This is a genomic window from Enterobacter sp. BIDMC92 (assembly GCF_001030225.1).
In the GTDB taxonomy this organism is placed as follows: Bacteria; Pseudomonadota; Gammaproteobacteria; order Enterobacterales; family Enterobacteriaceae; genus Enterobacter; species Enterobacter sichuanensis.
In genome coordinates, this window is sequence record NZ_KQ087598.1 from 3,407,722 (window position 1) to 3,424,517 (window position 16,796).

A 16,796-nucleotide genomic window follows, 5' to 3' on the forward strand; every position below is an offset into this window, starting at 1 on the left:
CGTCCGAGCGACGCTGCCACTGATGTGGCGTGTTTAGAAAATAACCTGAAAAAAATCATGCTGTCGAGAGGGAAATGAAAAAAAAGCGTTCGCACAAAAACCGGAACATTGCTGTGGCTAAAAGCGGAAGCCTTTGTTTCAGGACTGTCTTTCTGATAGCTGTTATTTAACACAATGATATCAAAACAGTTACCTGACGCCGGCCCAACAATCGCAAGTCAGGACGCGTCAATCCTCACCCGATAATCCCCTTTGCAAATTATGGTTTTTCCTCATTTGATAAACCTGACGGATAGCTGGTCAATACGCGCCAGGTTTTTTATCATGGTTCTTTCCCGTTTTCCCAGGTCTGCTCGTGCACGAAATATTCACTATGCTGCTGGCGGTATTTGACCGTGCGGCATTAATGCTGATTTGCCTGTTCTTCCTTATTCGCATTCGCCTGTTCCGCGAGCTGTTGCACAAGTCTGCACACTCGCCTAAGGAGCTGCTGGCCGTTACCGCCATCTTTTCGCTGTTCGCCCTGTTCAGTACCTGGTCCGGCGTGCCGGTAGAGGGCTCGCTGGTTAACGTGCGCATTATCGCCGTGATGTCAGGCGGAATTTTGTTTGGCCCGTGGGTGGGCGTTATCACCGGTCTGATTGCCGGGACCCATCGCTACCTGATTGATATCGGCGGCGTAACGGCGGTGCCGTGCTTTATCACCAGCATTATCGCCGGGATACTGTCCGGCTGGATCAGCCGCAAAATCCCGAAAAAACAGCGCTGGCGCGCCGGGATTGTCGCGGGCATGGTGTGTGAAACGCTGACCATGATCCTGGTGGTCGTCTGGGCCCCCACCACCGCGCTGGGGCTGGATATCGTCTCGAAAATCGGTATTCCTATGATCCTCGGCAGCGTCTGCATCGGTTTTATCGTGCTGCTGGTGCAGAGCGTTGAAGGGGAAAAAGAGGCCAGTGCCGCGCGTCAGGCCAAGCTGGCGCTGGATATTGCCAACAAAACGCTGCCGCTTTTCCGCCACGTTAATGCCCAATCGCTGCGTCAGGTCTGTGAGATTATCCGCCACGACATTCATGCCGATGCTGTCGCCATCACCAATACCGACCAGGTGCTGGCCTATGTCGGCGTGGGGGAGCACAACTATCGCGACAATGATGACACCATCAGCCCCACCACCAGGCAGGCGATCAACTACGGTAAAATCATTATTAAAAACAATGATGAAGCCCACCGAACGCCGGAAATACACTCCATGCTGGTGATCCCGTTGTGGGAGAAAGGTGTCGTGACGGGCACGCTGAAAATTTATTACTGTCACGCGCATCAGATCACCTCCTCGCTGCAGGAGATGGCCATTGGCCTGTCGCAGATTATCTCCACCCAGCTTGAGGTCTCGCGGGCAGAACAACTGCGTGAAATGGCAAATAAGGCAGAGCTGCGCGCGCTGCAGAGCAAAATCAATCCTCATTTCCTGTTTAACGCCCTGAATGCCATCTCCTCTTCCATACGTCTTAATCCGGACACTGCCCGCCAGCTGATTTTCAATCTGTCGCGTTACCTGCGTTACAACATCGAGTTGAAAGATGACGAGCAGATCGACATCAAAAAAGAGCTGTATCAGATCAAAGACTACATCGCGATTGAGCAGGCACGCTTTGGCGACAAACTCACGGTTATTTACGATATTGATGAAGAGGTCAACTGCGTGATCCCAAGCCTGCTTATTCAGCCGCTGGTCGAGAACGCGATTGTTCACGGTATTCAGCCCTGTAAAGGCAAAGGCGTTGTGACCATCAGCGTCACCGAAAGCGGTAACCGCGTGCGCATTGCCGTGCGCGATACCGGCCACGGGATTGATCCAAAGGTCATTGAGCGCGTGGAGTCTAACGAGATGCCCGGAAATAAAATCGGCCTGCTGAATGTGCACCACCGGGTGAAACTGCTTTATGGCGATGGACTGCATATTCACCGTCTTGAACCGGGCACCGAAATTGCTTTTTACGTCCCGAATGAACGCACTCCCGTTCATACATCACCATCACTGTTACCGTTGGGTGAGTAATATGAAAGTCATCATCGTAGAAGATGAAATTCTGGCTCAACAGGAGCTAAGCTGGCTTATCAAAACCCACAGCCGGATGGAGATTGTGGGGACCTTTGATGATGGTCTGGACGTACTGAAATTTCTGCAGCATAACCGGGTCGACGCCATTTTCCTGGATATCAATATCCCGTCGCTGGACGGCGTATTGCTGGCGCAGAACATCAATCAGTTTGCTCATAAGCCGTTTATTGTTTTCGTCACCGCCTGGAAAGAGCACGCCGTGGAGGCCTTCGAGCTGGAGGCGTTTGACTATATCCTCAAGCCTTACCAGGAGTCGCGAATAGTCAGCATGCTGCAAAAACTGGAAGCCGCATGGCAGCAGCAGAGCGCCCCCGCCAACGCCAGCCCAACGGTGCGGGAAAACGACACCATCAACCTGGTGAAAGACGAGCGCATCATCGTGACGCCAGTCAACGATATCTATTACGCTGAAGCCCATGAAAAAATGACGTTTGTCTATACGCGGCGGGAATCGTACGTGATGGCGATGAACATCACCGAGTTTTGCAGCAAGTTGCCCGCGGCACACTTTTTCCGCTGTCACCGATCGTTCTGTGTGAATTTAAACAAGATCCGCGAGATCGAACCGTGGTTTAACAACACCTATATTTTGCGCTTAAAGGATCTGGATTTTCAGGTGCCGGTGAGCCGCAGCAAGGTGAAAGAGTTCCGTCAGCTGATGCATCTGTAAAAGCCCCTCTCCGGGGGGAGAGGGCTGTGTCGTCAGAGGATTTGACCGAGAACCTGACGCAGGTGGGCACCCGAGCCAAGCAGGCCAGGGTTGTCATGCACAATAAGATAAACAGGAATGTCCTGTACGTAGCTTCTGAAACGCCCTTTATCTTCAAACCCGCCGCGGAAGCCGGATGCTTTGAAGAACTCCAGGAAGCGCGGCACGATGCCGCCGGCAATGTAAACGCCACCAAAGGTGCCCAGCGTCAGCGCCAGGTTGCCGCCAAAACGTCCCATGATTACACAGAACAGCGACAGCGCGCGACGGCAGTCAATGCAGCTATCAGCCAGCGCGCGTTCGGTGACGTCTTTCGGCTGCAGATTTTCCGGCAGACGACCATCCGATTTCACGATCGCCCGGTACAGGTTCACCAGCCCCGGACCGGAGAGGACGCGCTCAGCAGAAACGTGGCCGATCTCCGCACGTAACTCTTCGAGAATAATCCCCTCTTCTTCACTGTTTGGCGCAAAGTCCACGTGACCGCCTTCACCCGGCAGGCTCACCCAGCGCTGGGCAACATGCACCAGATGCGAAACGCCCAGGCCCGTACCAGCCCCGTAAACCGCAATCGGCTTGCCTTCGACCGGTTCAGCGCCGCCAAACTGGATCAGATGCTCAGGCTTCAGCATCGGGATCGCCATGGAGACCGCGGTGAAGTCGTTGATGATTTCAAGATGCGCAAAACCGAGGTTTTTTTTCATCTCAGCGATGGAGAATGCCCAGGTATGGTTGGTCATGGCGACCCAGTCGCCGGTTATCGGGCAGGCAATCGCGATGCAGCCATCTTCGACGCTGACCTGATGCTCTTCCAGATAGACGCGGACAACGGCCTCAAGGGAGGGATAATCCAGCCCCGAGTAGGTTTTCGCCCGGGAAATTTCACCGCTACTTACATCGCACAATGCGAGGCGTGCGTTCGTGCCGCCCACATCACCTACCAAAGCATACTTTGTCATTCTTCTACTGCTCCGCTAAAGTCAGAATAAATCTTTTGGGACACTGTAAATTCAAGGCGTGATAACAACAACGACCGGAAGGTGAATGCCCGTGGATTATCGATCTTCGTCACAGAATAACTTTACCGTTTCAGCACCTTTTGCACTATTGCCATAAGGCTTAATGTGCAAAGTAACGTCATTGCGTTTTGTACAAGGAAATCATCATGCTCCACCCGCGAGCCAGAACCATGCTGTTGCTGGCCATTCCGGCGTTAATCATTGGTGTGGTCTCAAGTCTGGTGCTCATTGTCGTGATGAAAGTCGCGTCGGTGCTGCAAACCATGTTATGGACGGCGCTTCCAGTAAAACTGGGGGTCGCCGCTGATTCGCCTGCGTGGATCGTCATCATGCTAACGCTGACCGGTGTTGCGGTAGGCCTGGTGATCCGTTTCAGCCCCGGGCATGCCGGGCCTGACCCGGCGCAGGAGCCTCTGATTGGTGCCCCGGTGCCCCCTTCAGCGCTGCCAGGGCTTATTATTGCCTTGATTATGGGCCTGGCAGGCGGCGTCAGCCTGGGCCCTGAGCACCCCATCATGGCGGTGAATATTGGGATGGCGGTGTTCCTCGGCTCACGCATTTTGCCCCGCGTAAGCGCGCTGGACTGGACCATTCTCGCCTCCGCAGGCACCATCGGGGCGCTTTTCGGCACGCCTGTTGCCGCCGCGCTGATCTTTTCTCAGACGCTCAGCAGCAATAATGATGTTCCGCTCTGGGATAAACTCTTCGCCCCGCTGATGGCCGCCGCCGCCGGGGCGTTGACGACCAGCCTGTTTTTCCATCCCCATTTTTCACTCTCCCTGCCCCACTATGGCCAGATGCAGATCGCCGATATTTTCAGCGGCGCCATCGTGGTCGCCATTGCCATCGCACTGGGAATGGTGGCGGTATGGTGCCTTCCACGCCTGCACCGTCTGGTGCATAAGCTCAAACACCCGGTGTTGATTCTGGGAACCGGCGGTTTGATTCTCGGTATTTTAGGTGCCATCGGCGGGACGGTAACGCTGTTTAAAGGTCTGGATGAAATGCAGCAGCTGGCTTTCAGCCAGGTGTTTAGCGTATCCGATTATCTGCTGTTTGCGCTGATAAAACTCGCCGCGCTGGTGGTGGCTGCTGCCTGTGGTTTCCGCGGTGGACGCATCTTCCCGGCGGTGTTTATCGGCGTTGCGCTGGGGCTGATGTTGCATGAACATGTCGATGCCGTGCCGGCGGCGATTACCGTCTCCTGTTCGATTCTGGGGCTGGTGCTGGTGGTGACACGCGATGCCTGGCTGAGTCTGTTTATGGCCGCCGTGGTGGTGCCGGATACTACCCTTATCCCGTTACTGTGCATCGTGATGTTGCCCGCCTGGCTCCTGCTGGCGGGCAAACCGATGATGATGGCCTGGCGAAACGACAGGTAATCAGGCGCTATTGCGCGCCTCCAGCGCCCTGGTAATCGCCCCCAGCAGCGGCGGGATGTCCGCTTTCGGCAGCATCACTTCAACCAGCGAGAGCCGCTCGTGGTGCGCCACTTTTTCGAGGACGTCCGCCAGTTCCTCCGCTTCACTGACCCGCCAGCACTGGGCCTGAGGATCGAGGCTCAGTGCCTGCGGAATTTGCGTCCAGTTCCAGAGCGCAATGTCGTTATACCGCTGCTCAGGCCCGTGGATCGCCCTTTCCACCGTGTACCCTTCGTTGTTAAGCACCAGAATGATGGGGTGCTGTTTATCCCGCAGCATCGAGCCGAGCTCCTGAATGGTGAGCTGCGCCGCGCCGTCCCCGGTCAGCACGATTACGCGCCGGTTCGGGCAGGCCGTTTGCGCACCAAATGCCGCCGCCAGCGTGTAGCCAATCGACCCCCACAGCGGCTGAACGATAAAATTCACGTCGGCCGGAAGGCGAAGATCGATCGCGCCGAAGGCCGATGTCCCCTGATCGGCAAGAATGATGTCCCCCGGTCGAATAAACGTCTGTAGCGTTCTCCAGAAATTCTCCTGCGTCAGCGAGCCGTCCGGCTGCGGGTAGGCCATCGCGCTTTGAGACGACGGTGCAGGCGTGCCGTGTACGTGCTGCTTGCACAGGTCCACCAGCGTCTCAATCGCCTGATGCATAGAAATGCCGGTAAACCAGATATCACCGACGCGGGCGGCATGAGGCTGGACTTCAATGGTTTGCGCCGGGGTTAACTGGTGGGTGAAGCCGGCGGTCAGGGTATCGGTAAATCGCGTCCCGATGCACAGCACCGTGTCCGCCCCTTCAATGGCCTCTTTCACCGCGCCGGCGCTCGCCGAACCGCTGTACGTACCGTAAAAACCCGCGTGACGCTCGTCAAAAATGCCCTTACCCATCAGCATGGTGGCGTGCGCCATCGGCACGTCTTTGACCCACTTCTGCAGGGCATGTTTCAGGCCATGGCGCAGGACAAGGAAATCAGCCAGCAGCGCGGTACGCTTGCTCATGGCCAGCTTGTTCTCAGCGGCATCGCGGAACGCCTTCAGGCAGGCACTATCGGCATGCGCATGTCTGAGAGTGAGAGCGTTTACAGGCGGGGTGGCAGCCTTTTTAGCCACATCAGCAGGCAGCATCAGGTAGCCTGGGCGGCGCTCCCGGAGCATGGTGGTCAGTACCCGGTCTATCTCATAACAGGCGTTTTGTTCGGTCAGGATCGCCTGGGCGGCAGTGATCGGCTCGCTCATATGGTAAAAGTGACGGAACTCGCCATCACCCAGCGTATGGTGCAGCAGTTCCCCTCGTTGCTGCGACGCCGTCCCCGGCGCGCCCACAATATGTAATACCGGAACGTGCTCAGCATAGCTGCCAGCGATGCCGTTCATGGCGCTTAACTCTCCTACGCCGAACGTCGTCAGCAGCGCGGCGAAGCCCTTACATCGGGCATAGCCGTCAGCGGCATAAGAGGCGTTTAATTCATTGGCACAGCCCACCCAACAGATATCCGGGCTGTCTATCACGTGGTCGAGAAACTGCAGGTTGTAGTCGCCTGGCACGCCAAACAGATGATCGGCTCCACACTCTGTAAGACGGTCCAGCAGGTAATCGGCGACGCAGTATGGGGTACGCATGAACAGGTATCCTTCTAATGTTGACCTCACTTTGAGTATTAAAGAAGCGTGATGACTGTCCAGAATCGGCAGTAAGAAGAGCATGGAAAGAATGCTTTACAAAAATGGCTGCGCTATGCTGTTTTTTTTCAGGTAAATGTAAACGCATACACTGATTCTTCTCTCCAGCGCCAGAGGTCACCAGAATGGGTTATCAGCCGGACCAAAATCGTTATCAGACAATGGAATATCGCCGCTGCGGACGAAGCGGGCTATCGTTGCCCGCCATCTCGCTTGGGCTGTGGCATAATTTTGGCGATGCCACGCTGTTGGAAAACAGCCGTCAACTTTTACAGCGTGCGTTCGATTTGGGCATTACGCATTTCGACCTTGCCAACAACTATGGTCCGCCACCCGGATCCGCCGAACGTAATTTCGGCCGTATTTTGCAGGAAGATTTCCTGCCCTGGCGCGATGAGCTCATTATCTCAACCAAAGCAGGTTATACGATGTGGGAAGGCCCTTACGGCGACTGGGGGTCACGTAAATATCTGCTGGCAAGCCTCGATCAAAGTCTGAAGCGCATGGGGCTGGAGTATGTGGATATCTTCTATCACCACCGTCCAGACCCCCAAACGCCGCTGCAGGAAACCATGAAAGCGCTTGACCATGTGGTGCGTCAGGGAAAAGCCCTGTATGTCGGGTTATCCAACTATCCGGCTGTTCTGGCTCGCAAGGCGATTGATATCCTCAACGATCTCGGTACGCCCTGTCTTATCCACCAGCCAAAATACTCCATGTTTGAACGTGCGCCGGAAGCGGGGCTGCTGGAGGTGCTGCAGGAAAAAGGGGTCGGCTGCATTCCCTTCTCGCCGCTCGCCGGCGGGCAACTGACCAACCGTTATCTGAACGGTATTCCCGCAGATTCACGCGCGGCAAGCGACAGTAAGTTCCTTAACCCTGAGCAGATCACCGAAGAGAAACTGGAAACGGTAAGAAAGCTCAATGCCATGGCGGAAGGCCGTGGTCAGAAGCTCTCGCAGATGGCGCTGGCCTGGATATTACGCCACGACGCGGTCACGTCTGTTCTGATTGGTGCCAGTAAAACCACACAGATAGAGGATGCGGTGGGCATGCTCGTGAATCGCCATTTCAGCGCAGAAGAGCTGGCCACCATTGACGGGATCCTGAACGGCTCAAAATAGATACACTTTTAGCAAAAAGTGCTATCCCTTTTGAATTCGGAGTTGAGGCGATGAAACGAGTCTTTACCAACTCGTAAAATTGCGTTAACAGGCCCCACAAGGCCCCGATCGTGAAGGAGAAAGAGTATGTTCAGGTCACTGATTCTTGCAGCGGTATTACTGGCTTCGGCCCCGCTGGTCGCCACTGCTGGCGAAATCACCCTGTTGCCATCAGTAAAATTACAAATTGGCGATCGTGACGACTACGGCAGATACTGGGACGGTGGCTACTGGCGCGACCGTGATTACTGGCATCGTCACTATGAGTGGCGCGGCGATCGCTGGTGGAAACATGATAATGGTTTGCATCGCGGCTGGTATAAAAACAACGCCTATGAGCGCGGTTATCGCGAAGGCTGGAACGACCGTGATGACCGCCGTGGCGGCTGGGATCGCGGCGGTAAAGGTCACGGTCATGGCCACGGTCATGGCCGTCACTAATCTAAAAAGGAGCCTCCCGGCTCCTTTTTTTATAACCCTAGTGCCGTCCCTATCAACAACCACAGGTTCAGCGCGACCACCACAACCACAATAGCCCACCCGGTCCTTTTCACCAGCGTTGAGTTAACCAGCTCACCCATCAGGGTTTTGTTGCTGGTAAAGATCAGCAGCGGCACCAGCGCCAGCGCAATCCCAAAACTCAATAGCACCTGGCTCATCACCAGAATTCGCGTAGGATCGAGCCCCATCAGAATCACGATAAATGACGGCAGCATGGTGACAGTACGACGCACCCACAACGGAATATGGAACCGGACAAACCCCTGCATGACCACCTGGCCTGCCAGGGTGCCCACAACGGTGGAAGAGAGACCGGCAGCCACCAGGCTCAGTCCAAATATCGTCGCGGCAGCATGGCTCAGTAACGGCTCCAGGGTGAGATAAGCCTGGTCGAGATCGGCAATGCCGGTATGGCCGTTAAAGTGGAAAGCGGCAGCGGCGGTCGCCATCATCGCCAGATTCACAAACCCGGCGATGGTCATGGCGATGGCCACATCCCATTTTGTCGCAGAGTAACGCTCTTTCCGCGTCCCGCCATGCAGATGCTGCGTTAATGAGGAGTGAAGGTAAATCACATGCGGCATGATGGTCGCGCCCAGCACCCCGGCGGCGAGGAACACCGCTTCCGAGGTTGGCAAATCTGGGATCAACATCCCTTTACCGAGCTGCGCCAGATTCGGCTGGGAGAAAATCAGCTCGACAATGTACGCCGCCGCGACAAACAACAGCAGACCGCCGATGACCTTCTCCAGTGGTTTTTGGCCACGACGCTGCAGCATCAGGATCAGGAACGTGGCGATCCCTGTCAGCACCGCCCCCTGTAGCAGCGACACGCCCAGAATCAGTTTGAACCCGATTGCCGCGCCGATAAATTCAGCGAGGTCCGTTGCCATGGCGATGATTTCTGCCTGCACCCAGTAAAGCCAGACGGCCGGGCGCGGGTAGTGGTCGCGAATTTGCTCCGCCAGGTTTTTACCGGTGGCAATGCCCAGTTTTGCGGAGAGCATTTGAATCAGCATCGCCATCAGGTTCGCCCAGACGACCACCCACAGCAGTTTATAGCCGAAGCTGGCCCCGGCCTGAATATTGGTCGCAAAGTTACCTGGATCGATATAGCCAATGGCAGCAATGAACGCAGGTCCCATTAATGCGAACCGCAACTTGCGCGCTGCTCTGCCACTGCTACCCTCTACGCGACTGTTTGTCATGTCTGCCTCTGAAATATAGCCTTTGCTATGTTTAATGCTACCAAAATGAGAATGATTATCAAGATCATTTATGACGTTTACAGTGATTTCTCTGATAGCTTTGAACGATAGACGGGCGGGTAATCGGGGGCGATCTAACAGAAACTGAAATCGCGCGCTCTTTTGTGAAGACTAGCACACAAACTTAACTTTTCACTCATTTACCTAACATAACGAAAATGTATTGTGGATCACTATTTTTGAGACTCGTCACAGGATGTAACTATAGTGTGCCCTTGATCTCGTTTTCTTTTCCCTTGTTACATAGAATGTGCACGAAAATTAAACCTGCCTCATATTTGGAGCAAATATGGACCGCGTCCTTCATTTTGTCCTGGCACTTGTTGTCGTTACTGCACTCGCATTGCTGGTCAGCACAGACCGCAAAAAAATTCGTATTCGTTATGTTGTCCAACTGCTGGTCATTGAAGTTTTACTTGCGTGGTTCTTCCTGAACTCCAACGTAGGCCTTGGCTTCGTGAAAGGCTTCTCCGAAATGTTCGAAAAACTGCTCGGATTCGCCAATGAAGGAACGAACTTTGTCTTCGGTAAGATGAACGATGAAGGTCTGGCATTCTTCTTCCTGAAGGTACTGTGCCCTATCGTCTTCATCTCTGCGCTGATCGGTATTCTGCAGCACATCCGCGTTCTGCCGTTTGTGATTCGTGGCATTGGTTTCCTGTTATCCAAAGTCAACGGCATGGGTAAGCTGGAATCGTTCAACGCCGTGAGCTCCCTGATCCTCGGTCAGTCTGAAAACTTCATCGCGTATAAAGATATTCTCGGCAAGATGTCCCGCAACCGCATGTACACCATGGCGGCCACCGCAATGTCTACCGTATCCATGTCTATCGTGGGCGCGTATATGACCATGCTGGAGCCAAAATACGTGGTTGCTGCGCTGGTTCTGAACATGTTCAGCACCTTTATTGTGCTGTCGCTGATCAACCCGTACCGCGTTGACGCCAGCGAAGAGAACATCCAGATGTCAAACCTGCACGAAGGTCAGAGCTTCTTCGAAATGCTGGGTGAATATATTCTGGCTGGTTTCAAAGTGGCGATTATCGTTGCCGCCATGCTGATCGGCTTTATTGCGCTGATTTCTGCACTGAACGCCCTGTTCGCCGCGGTGCTGGGTATCTCCTTCCAGGGCATTCTGGGCTACATTTTCTACCCGGTTGCATGGGTAATGGGTGTTCCTGCTCACGAAGCGCTGCAGGTGGGCAGTATCATGGCGACCAAACTGGTTTCTAACGAATTCGTTGCGATGATGGATCTGCAGAAAATTGCCAGCACGCTTTCTCCACGCGCGGAAGGCATCCTGTCCGTGTTCCTGGTCTCCTTCGCGAACTTCTCGTCTATCGGTATCATCGCCGGTGCGATTAAAGGTCTGAACGAAGAACAGGGTAACGTGGTTTCTCGCTTCGGCCTGAAACTGGTTTACGGCTCTACCCTGGTGAGCGTTCTGTCTGCGTCTATCGCAGCACTGGTACTGTAACCTTTAGTGTTAAACAAAAAACCGGGAGCCTGCTCCCGGTTTTTTTATGCCTGTAACTCTTCCAGTGGTCTGGGTTTGCCGATCAGATAGCCCTGCAGGTAATCCACACCGCAGCGAAGCAGCATCTCCCGCTGCGCCGGTGTTTCGACGTATTCCGCGACGACGCACAGTGATTTGGTCTTCGCCAGATTACACATTGACTGCACGATCATCGCATCCATGTCATCTGTACAAATATCTTTCACAAAACAGCCGTCAATTTTAATGATGTCCGCCTGCAGACGTCGCAGACGCTCATAGTTAGCATAGCCGGTACCAAAATCATCAATCGCAATCCGGAAACCGTAATCCCGCAGTTGCTGAATATTGTTAATGCTGCTGCCTGAATTTGAGAAAGCCTGTTCCTCCGTAATTTCAATAACGACAGCCTGCGGCGCGACGCCATACCGTTCAAAGAGCGCACAAATCTCGCCAGCGACCTCTTTTTGCATCAGCGTCAGCGGCATCAGATTGACCGAGAAGCGGGCACCGGCCTGCGTTTCAGGATTAGCGCGCAGCCACATCAGTAGCTTTTCCATAATGCACATATCGAACCGATGGCTCAGGTTAAACTGGGCAATTAATGGAATAAAGCGATCGGGGGTAATGATCTCCCCTTCACTTTCCATGCGCGCCAGGATCTCGTTGTACCCGCTACCGTCCGCCTTCTGGATGGGCTGCGCGTATAAATGGAACTGCCCAGCATCCAGCGCATGCTTAATCCGCGCGAGCATGAGTACGCGTTCGGTCGTTTGCCCTGATGCCGCTTCCAGGCTGTTAGTGAGCGCAAGCACGTTGTGCGCGCCGCAGGCCTGTTCTGCCAGCCAGCTCAGCTGGCCCAGCGTGTGATGCAGCTTTTCGCCGTTTTCGACCATTCCCCAGGATGCGCCAAATTCAATATCCAGCCCGGTTTTGTTCCAGAAAATCTTACTGCTGTTGAGCCGGTCGACCATAGTCTGAAGGCGTTCAGCAATGTCTGACCCGAGCAATACCAGCACCAGCTCGCTTCCGGGCAACTGGAAGATCATCTCATCCTTCTGCAAAAGCGGCTGAAGCGACGTGGCAATCGTTCGTTTGCAATGCACCCGCATGAGGATCCCGTAGTGGCGGCTCAAAAACTCCAGGTTGTCCATGCGCAGAATGCACACTTTGGCAGCCGGGTGGATCTCAAGATAATCCTCCAGCGCACGAATATTGGGCAAACCGGTTAACGGGTCGGTGAGCGCCCTTCCCTGCCAGCCCCGCTTCAGCCACTCGCTGCGCTGGTAAATGCGCGACATATACAGCAGACAGATGGCGAAAGAGATCAGCACGGAGAGGATGAAGGAGAGCGAATGGCCCGATTCCACCCCGTTAAGGAAGTTGTAGTTGTAGTTCAACAGCAGGAGCGCTGATGTGGCCCAAAGCAGAGAGATAAGCGCGTAGGTCAGGCGACTTATCGCTAGCGTAAAAAGAATAAAAATCAGCGGCATTAAATAGCCCGCAATGACGGGAGATTCAAAAGGCCCACATAAAATGACGAGAATGAAACTTAACAGTATTAGCCAGACGAAAATATATAATGAATTCTTGTGTAAAAACACCGGCTTCACGCTTCGCCGCCAGAAGGTCACGGCATAACGAGGATTAATTATCATTCTTAATGGGTAATAGAACATCATGGTAAAAATCAGCGCTGCGCATATCAGGCTTTGGATGTCCACTACGTTATAAATTACCGTGCCTTCGCCGAAAAAGGTTGAAATAGTCAGCGGGAAATCAAATAAATAGCCTGCCATATACATCGACAGCTTAATGCCTACCGGCACGATAAAACCGAGCCAGAAGATACGTAATCCGATATGCTTGTTAGGGATGCAGTAGCGCCAGCGCTTACCCAGCATAAGTCGCAGCACGCCGCACGCTGCGAACAACGCAAAGGTCTGACAGAACAGTAATACTGAATATTGTAGTGGTGCTAAATTAACATAAAATAAATTAGTGACAGTAAAACCTAACAATATGGGAAGAATGGCCCTGCGCCCAAATAGCAAAATAATCGCCAGCATAACGCTTAGCGGTAACCATGCTAAATAAACGTCGTGACCATTAACCATTGCGCGGGGAGAAAGATAACGGGAGACAGGTACCGCAATCAGGCATAGCGCCAGGGCAATTATAAATATCTTTACGTTATTGTAAGTTTTTCTATTCATTAAGCAGGGACGTATATTATCCGTTCGTATCATTGACCGGGTGGATAATATGTTTATTAATTGCGCGAATCAAGTTCAAGTCTATTTATGGACTGGTTTATTGATGTCGATTGAGGTGAGAGACAGAAATATCTCTATTTGATAACAAAAGAGGGTAACGGGCATAACAAACAGATAAAAAAAACCCTCGTCATTTGACGAGGGTTTACAATTTTGGTGGAGCTAAGCGGGATCGAACCGCTGACCTCTTGCATGCCATGCAAGCGCTCTCCCAGCTGAGCTATAGCCCCACATGTGACTTTACTAACCGTACTCTGTTGGGTTCAGAGTTTGGTGGAGCTAAGCGGGATCGAACCGCTGACCTCTTGCATGCCATGCAAGCGCTCTCCCAGCTGAGCTATAGCCCCATCGTAAAGCTGTCATGTTGACGGGCGGCATAATATGAATTCCGCTGCGGAGTGTCAACGGCAAAATCAATACCCGCCGTTCAATCGCCGAAAAATCATGCAAATGAATCACTTTGCGAGCCTGCTCGCAGTCATGAGTTAAGCCTGTCACGTTTTCGTCTAAAACGGTGCTATAAAATGAACCGTTAATTGACCCCACAAATATTCAGGAAATTGCATGATCAAGGAACGAATGACGCCAGAAGAGTTAGCCCTCCTCACTGGCTATAGCCGCCAGACCATCAATAAATGGGTACGCAAAGAGGGTTGGATTACATCGCCAAAACCGGGAGTCCAGGGCGGGAAAGCGCGTCTGGTGCATGTGAACGAAAAAGTGCGTGACTTTATTCGCAGTGCACGACGGGCAACTGAAACGCCCGAGCTGCCCGAAGGCGCCAGCCACGACAGTTCGCTTCATACCCTGCTCCTGACGCTGGCCAACGAAATGACGCCGGAAGAACAGAAACAGATGACATCGCTGTTACTGCGGGAAGGGATTACCGGATTGCTGCAACGTTTAGGGATTCGCGAACGGAATGAATATTAAAAATTTACCTGGCAAAATGACCACGGAAGAACTGGCGCTAATTTTGGGGGTTGCCAGGCAAACGGTTAATCGCTGGATACGCCAGCAGGCGTGGAAAACCGAAGGGCTCAACGGTGTGAAAGGCGGTCGGGCGAGGCTTATTCATGTTGATGCACGCGTGAAAGACTATATTAAGCGCCTCCCGGCGATCCGGAGCCGTCAGGCGGTTTACCATCTCGCGGAGGCCACCACCGCATATCATAGCTCCCCTACAAGCCTGCGCCCGGGCATTATTGAGACGCTGGAGAGTATGACTGAGCTGGAGCAGAAGCGTCTGGAAGACTTTTTGAAACGCGAAGGGATACGCGGCTTTCTTACGCGCCTGGATATTGCTGAACAAAATGCATAAAAAAAACGGCAGGTTACCCTGCCGTCTTCCTTTTCGGGGAGGTCATTACTGCTGGTTTTCACGCTCAGCGATAAATTCCAGCGCCTTGTTAATGCGCGCCACGCTGCGTGACTTGCCGATAGCATGGACAGTCACATCCAGCGCCGGAGACTGGCCTGCACCAGTCACCGCAACGCGCAGTGGCATACCCACTTTACCCATGCCCACTTCCAGCTCGTCTGCCGTCGCCTGAATGGCATGATGCACATTCTCAGCGGTCCACTCGGTGAGTGCAGCAAGCTTGTCACGTACCACTTCCAGCGGCTGACGCGCAACCGGGCGGAGATGTTTCTTCGCGGCGTCCGCGTCAAACTCATCAAACTCTTCATAGAAGTAGCGGCAGCTTTCAGCAATCTCTTTCAGCGTCTTGCAGCGCTCGCCGAGCAGTCTCACCAGATCCGCCAGTTCAGGGCCGGTGCGGGTATCAATATTTGCCTGCTCAATGTGCCACTGCAGGTACGTCGCCACATATTCTGGCTGCATGGTATTGATGTAATGGTGGTTCAGCCACAGCAGTTTGTCGGTGTTGAACGCACTCGCCGATTTACTCACAGAACTCAGAGAGAACAGTTCGATCATCTCTTCGCGGCTGAAGATCTCCTGGTCACCGTGCGCCCAGCCCAGACGCACCAGATAGTTCAGCAGTGCTTCCGGCAGGTAGCCGTCGTCGCGGTACTGCATAACGCTTACCGCACCGTGACGTTTAGACAGTTTTTTCCCGTCGTCGCCGTTGATCATCGAAACGTGCGCATAGACAGGCACAGGTGCGTTCAGTGCTTTCAGGATGTTGATCTGACGTGGCGTGTTGTTGATATGGTCTTCACCACGAACAACGTGGGTAATTTCCATATCCCAGTCGTCAACCACAACGCAGAAGTTATACGTTGGAGAACCGTCGGTACGGCGGATGATCAGGTCGTCGAGCTCCTGGTTGCTGAATTCGATCGGACCACGGATCTGGTCGTCGAAGATCACAGAGCCCTCTTGCGGGTTAGCAAAACGCACGACGCAAGGCTCATCAGCGGCATGTTCGCTGTGGTCGTGACGGCAACGGCCGTCATAGCGTGGCTTTTCACCGTTTGCCATCTGCTCTTCACGCAGCGCATCCAGACGCTCTTTGGAGCAGTAGCATTTATACGCTGTGCCCGCGACCAGCATCTCATCAATGACAGCGTTATAGCGGTCAAAGCGTTTAGTCTGGAAGTAAGGACCTTCATCCCACTCCAGATTCAGCCAGTTCATCCCATCCATAATGGCTTCAATTGCTTCTGGCGTGGAGCGCTCAAGATCGGTGTCTTCAATACGCAGCACGAACTCACCTTTGTTGTGGCGTGCAAAGAGCCAGGAATAGAGAGCAGTACGAGCACCACCGACGTGCAGATAGCCTGTCGGGCTCGGCGCGAAGCGAGTTTTGATTTTCATGAAATGGCCTTACGTTATAAAGATGCCGGTAATCGGCAAATCCCGGGGAAAAAACGATGGGCAATATTCTATCACTGTGGGGGGATTCCTCAATGTTGATCCCTTTATCGTGAAGGAGTTTGCGATTTTTGTTTAGAAATCATGCGCCACTGCCCGTTTCGCGATCGTTTTGTCTAATTTTACGACGAACGAATAAAAACTTTAGAAAATGCGTTGACTCATTTTCAACTCTCCCTATAATGCGACTCCACACAGCGGGGGTGATTAGCTCAGTTGGTAGAGCATCTCCTTTACACGGAGGGGGTCGGCGGTTCGAGCCCGTCATCACCCACCATCTACTTCACGTAGACTCGCAGT

At 53.5% G+C, this 16,796-nt stretch carries 13 protein-coding genes and 3 tRNA genes; 9 read left to right on the forward strand and 7 right to left on the reverse strand.

Features of this window, described 5'->3' with window-relative positions:
- Positions 1-355 precede the first annotated feature (355 nt).
- A complete protein-coding gene (locus SP99_RS15935) occupies positions 356-2,062 on the forward strand; it encodes a sensor histidine kinase (RefSeq protein ID WP_047959167.1) in 1,707 nt (568 codons plus the stop codon).
- Position 2,063: 1 nt separating this feature from the next.
- Positions 2,064-2,795: a LytR/AlgR family response regulator transcription factor gene (locus SP99_RS15940; protein ID WP_025758755.1), complete on the forward strand. Its 732-nt coding sequence runs from the start codon at positions 2,064-2,066 to the stop codon at positions 2,793-2,795.
- A 32-nt stretch (positions 2,796-2,827) separates the two neighbouring features.
- Here SP99_RS15940 and glk read toward each other — a convergent pair whose 3' ends face one another.
- Positions 2,828-3,793, reverse strand: coding sequence for a glucokinase (gene glk, locus SP99_RS15945; RefSeq protein WP_045285807.1), 966 nt, complete (start codon positions 3,791-3,793; stop codon positions 2,828-2,830).
- Positions 3,794-3,999: 206 nt separating this feature from the next.
- Between glk and SP99_RS15950 the strand changes: the two genes are divergently transcribed.
- Complete coding sequence (locus SP99_RS15950; RefSeq protein ID WP_047959168.1) at positions 4,000-5,235, forward strand: ion channel protein; 1,236 nt, start codon at positions 4,000-4,002, stop codon at positions 5,233-5,235.
- Here the strand turns inward: SP99_RS15950 and ipdC are convergent, their stop codons facing one another.
- A complete protein-coding gene (gene ipdC, locus SP99_RS15955; RefSeq protein WP_047959169.1) occupies positions 5,236-6,894 on the reverse strand; it encodes an indolepyruvate decarboxylase in 1,659 nt (552 codons plus the stop codon). It lies immediately after the preceding gene.
- A gap of 185 nt (positions 6,895-7,079) precedes the next feature.
- On the opposite strand from ipdC, the gene mgrA reads away from it, so the two are divergent.
- Both mgrA and SP99_RS15965 read left to right on the forward strand, forming a co-directional pair.
- Positions 7,080-8,078: an L-glyceraldehyde 3-phosphate reductase gene (mgrA, locus tag SP99_RS15960; protein WP_047959170.1), complete on the forward strand. Its 999-nt coding sequence runs from the start codon at positions 7,080-7,082 to the stop codon at positions 8,076-8,078.
- Between the two features lie 126 nt (positions 8,079-8,204).
- Complete coding sequence (locus SP99_RS15965) at positions 8,205-8,558, forward strand: DUF2502 domain-containing protein (RefSeq protein WP_045285811.1); 354 nt, start codon at positions 8,205-8,207, stop codon at positions 8,556-8,558.
- Between the two features lie 29 nt (positions 8,559-8,587).
- Here SP99_RS15965 and SP99_RS15970 read toward each other — a convergent pair whose 3' ends face one another.
- Positions 8,588-9,826 carry an Nramp family divalent metal transporter gene (locus tag SP99_RS15970; RefSeq protein WP_025758760.1) on the reverse strand — a complete coding sequence of 413 codons (1,239 nt, stop codon included), beginning with the start codon at positions 9,824-9,826 and terminating at the stop codon, positions 8,588-8,590.
- A gap of 349 nt (positions 9,827-10,175) precedes the next feature.
- Here SP99_RS15970 and SP99_RS15975 point away from each other — a divergent pair, with 349 nt between their 5' ends.
- Complete coding sequence (locus tag SP99_RS15975) at positions 10,176-11,363, forward strand: NupC/NupG family nucleoside CNT transporter (protein ID WP_008501591.1); 1,188 nt, start codon at positions 10,176-10,178, stop codon at positions 11,361-11,363.
- Between the two features lie 44 nt (positions 11,364-11,407).
- Here SP99_RS15975 and SP99_RS15980 read toward each other — a convergent pair whose 3' ends face one another.
- The 3 genes from SP99_RS15980 to SP99_RS15990 all read right to left on the reverse strand — a co-directional run bounded on the left by SP99_RS15980 (position 11,408) and on the right by SP99_RS15990 (position 14,004).
- Positions 11,408-13,597 (reverse strand): sensor domain-containing phosphodiesterase, encoded by a 2,190-nt coding sequence (locus SP99_RS15980; RefSeq protein WP_047959171.1) that lies wholly within the window; start codon positions 13,595-13,597, stop codon positions 11,408-11,410.
- A gap of 214 nt (positions 13,598-13,811) precedes the next feature.
- Positions 13,812-13,887: transfer RNA gene (locus SP99_RS15985), tRNA-Ala, on the reverse strand.
- A 41-nt stretch (positions 13,888-13,928) separates the two neighbouring features.
- Positions 13,929-14,004, reverse strand: a tRNA-Ala gene (locus SP99_RS15990).
- A 217-nt stretch (positions 14,005-14,221) separates the two neighbouring features.
- Between SP99_RS15990 and SP99_RS15995 the strand changes: the two genes are divergently transcribed.
- Positions 14,222-14,590 carry a YfeC-like transcriptional regulator gene (locus SP99_RS15995; protein WP_047959172.1) on the forward strand — a complete coding sequence of 123 codons (369 nt, stop codon included), beginning with the start codon at positions 14,222-14,224 and terminating at the stop codon, positions 14,588-14,590.
- On the forward strand, positions 14,586-14,978 hold the full coding sequence (locus SP99_RS16000) for a YfeC-like transcriptional regulator (RefSeq protein WP_195759425.1): 393 nt from the start codon (positions 14,586-14,588) through the stop codon (positions 14,976-14,978). The genes SP99_RS15995 and SP99_RS16000 overlap by 5 nt, the downstream gene beginning before the upstream one ends.
- Before the next feature lie 45 nt (positions 14,979-15,023).
- Here SP99_RS16000 and gltX read toward each other — a convergent pair whose 3' ends face one another.
- Entirely contained in the window at positions 15,024-16,439 is a 1,416-nt protein-coding gene (gene gltX, locus SP99_RS16005) for a glutamate--tRNA ligase (RefSeq protein WP_047959173.1), read from the reverse strand.
- Positions 16,440-16,697: 258 nt separating this feature from the next.
- Between gltX and SP99_RS16010 the strand changes: the two genes are divergently transcribed.
- Positions 16,698-16,773 (forward strand) — tRNA-Val (locus SP99_RS16010).
- The last annotated feature ends 23 nt before the right edge of the window (positions 16,774-16,796 follow it).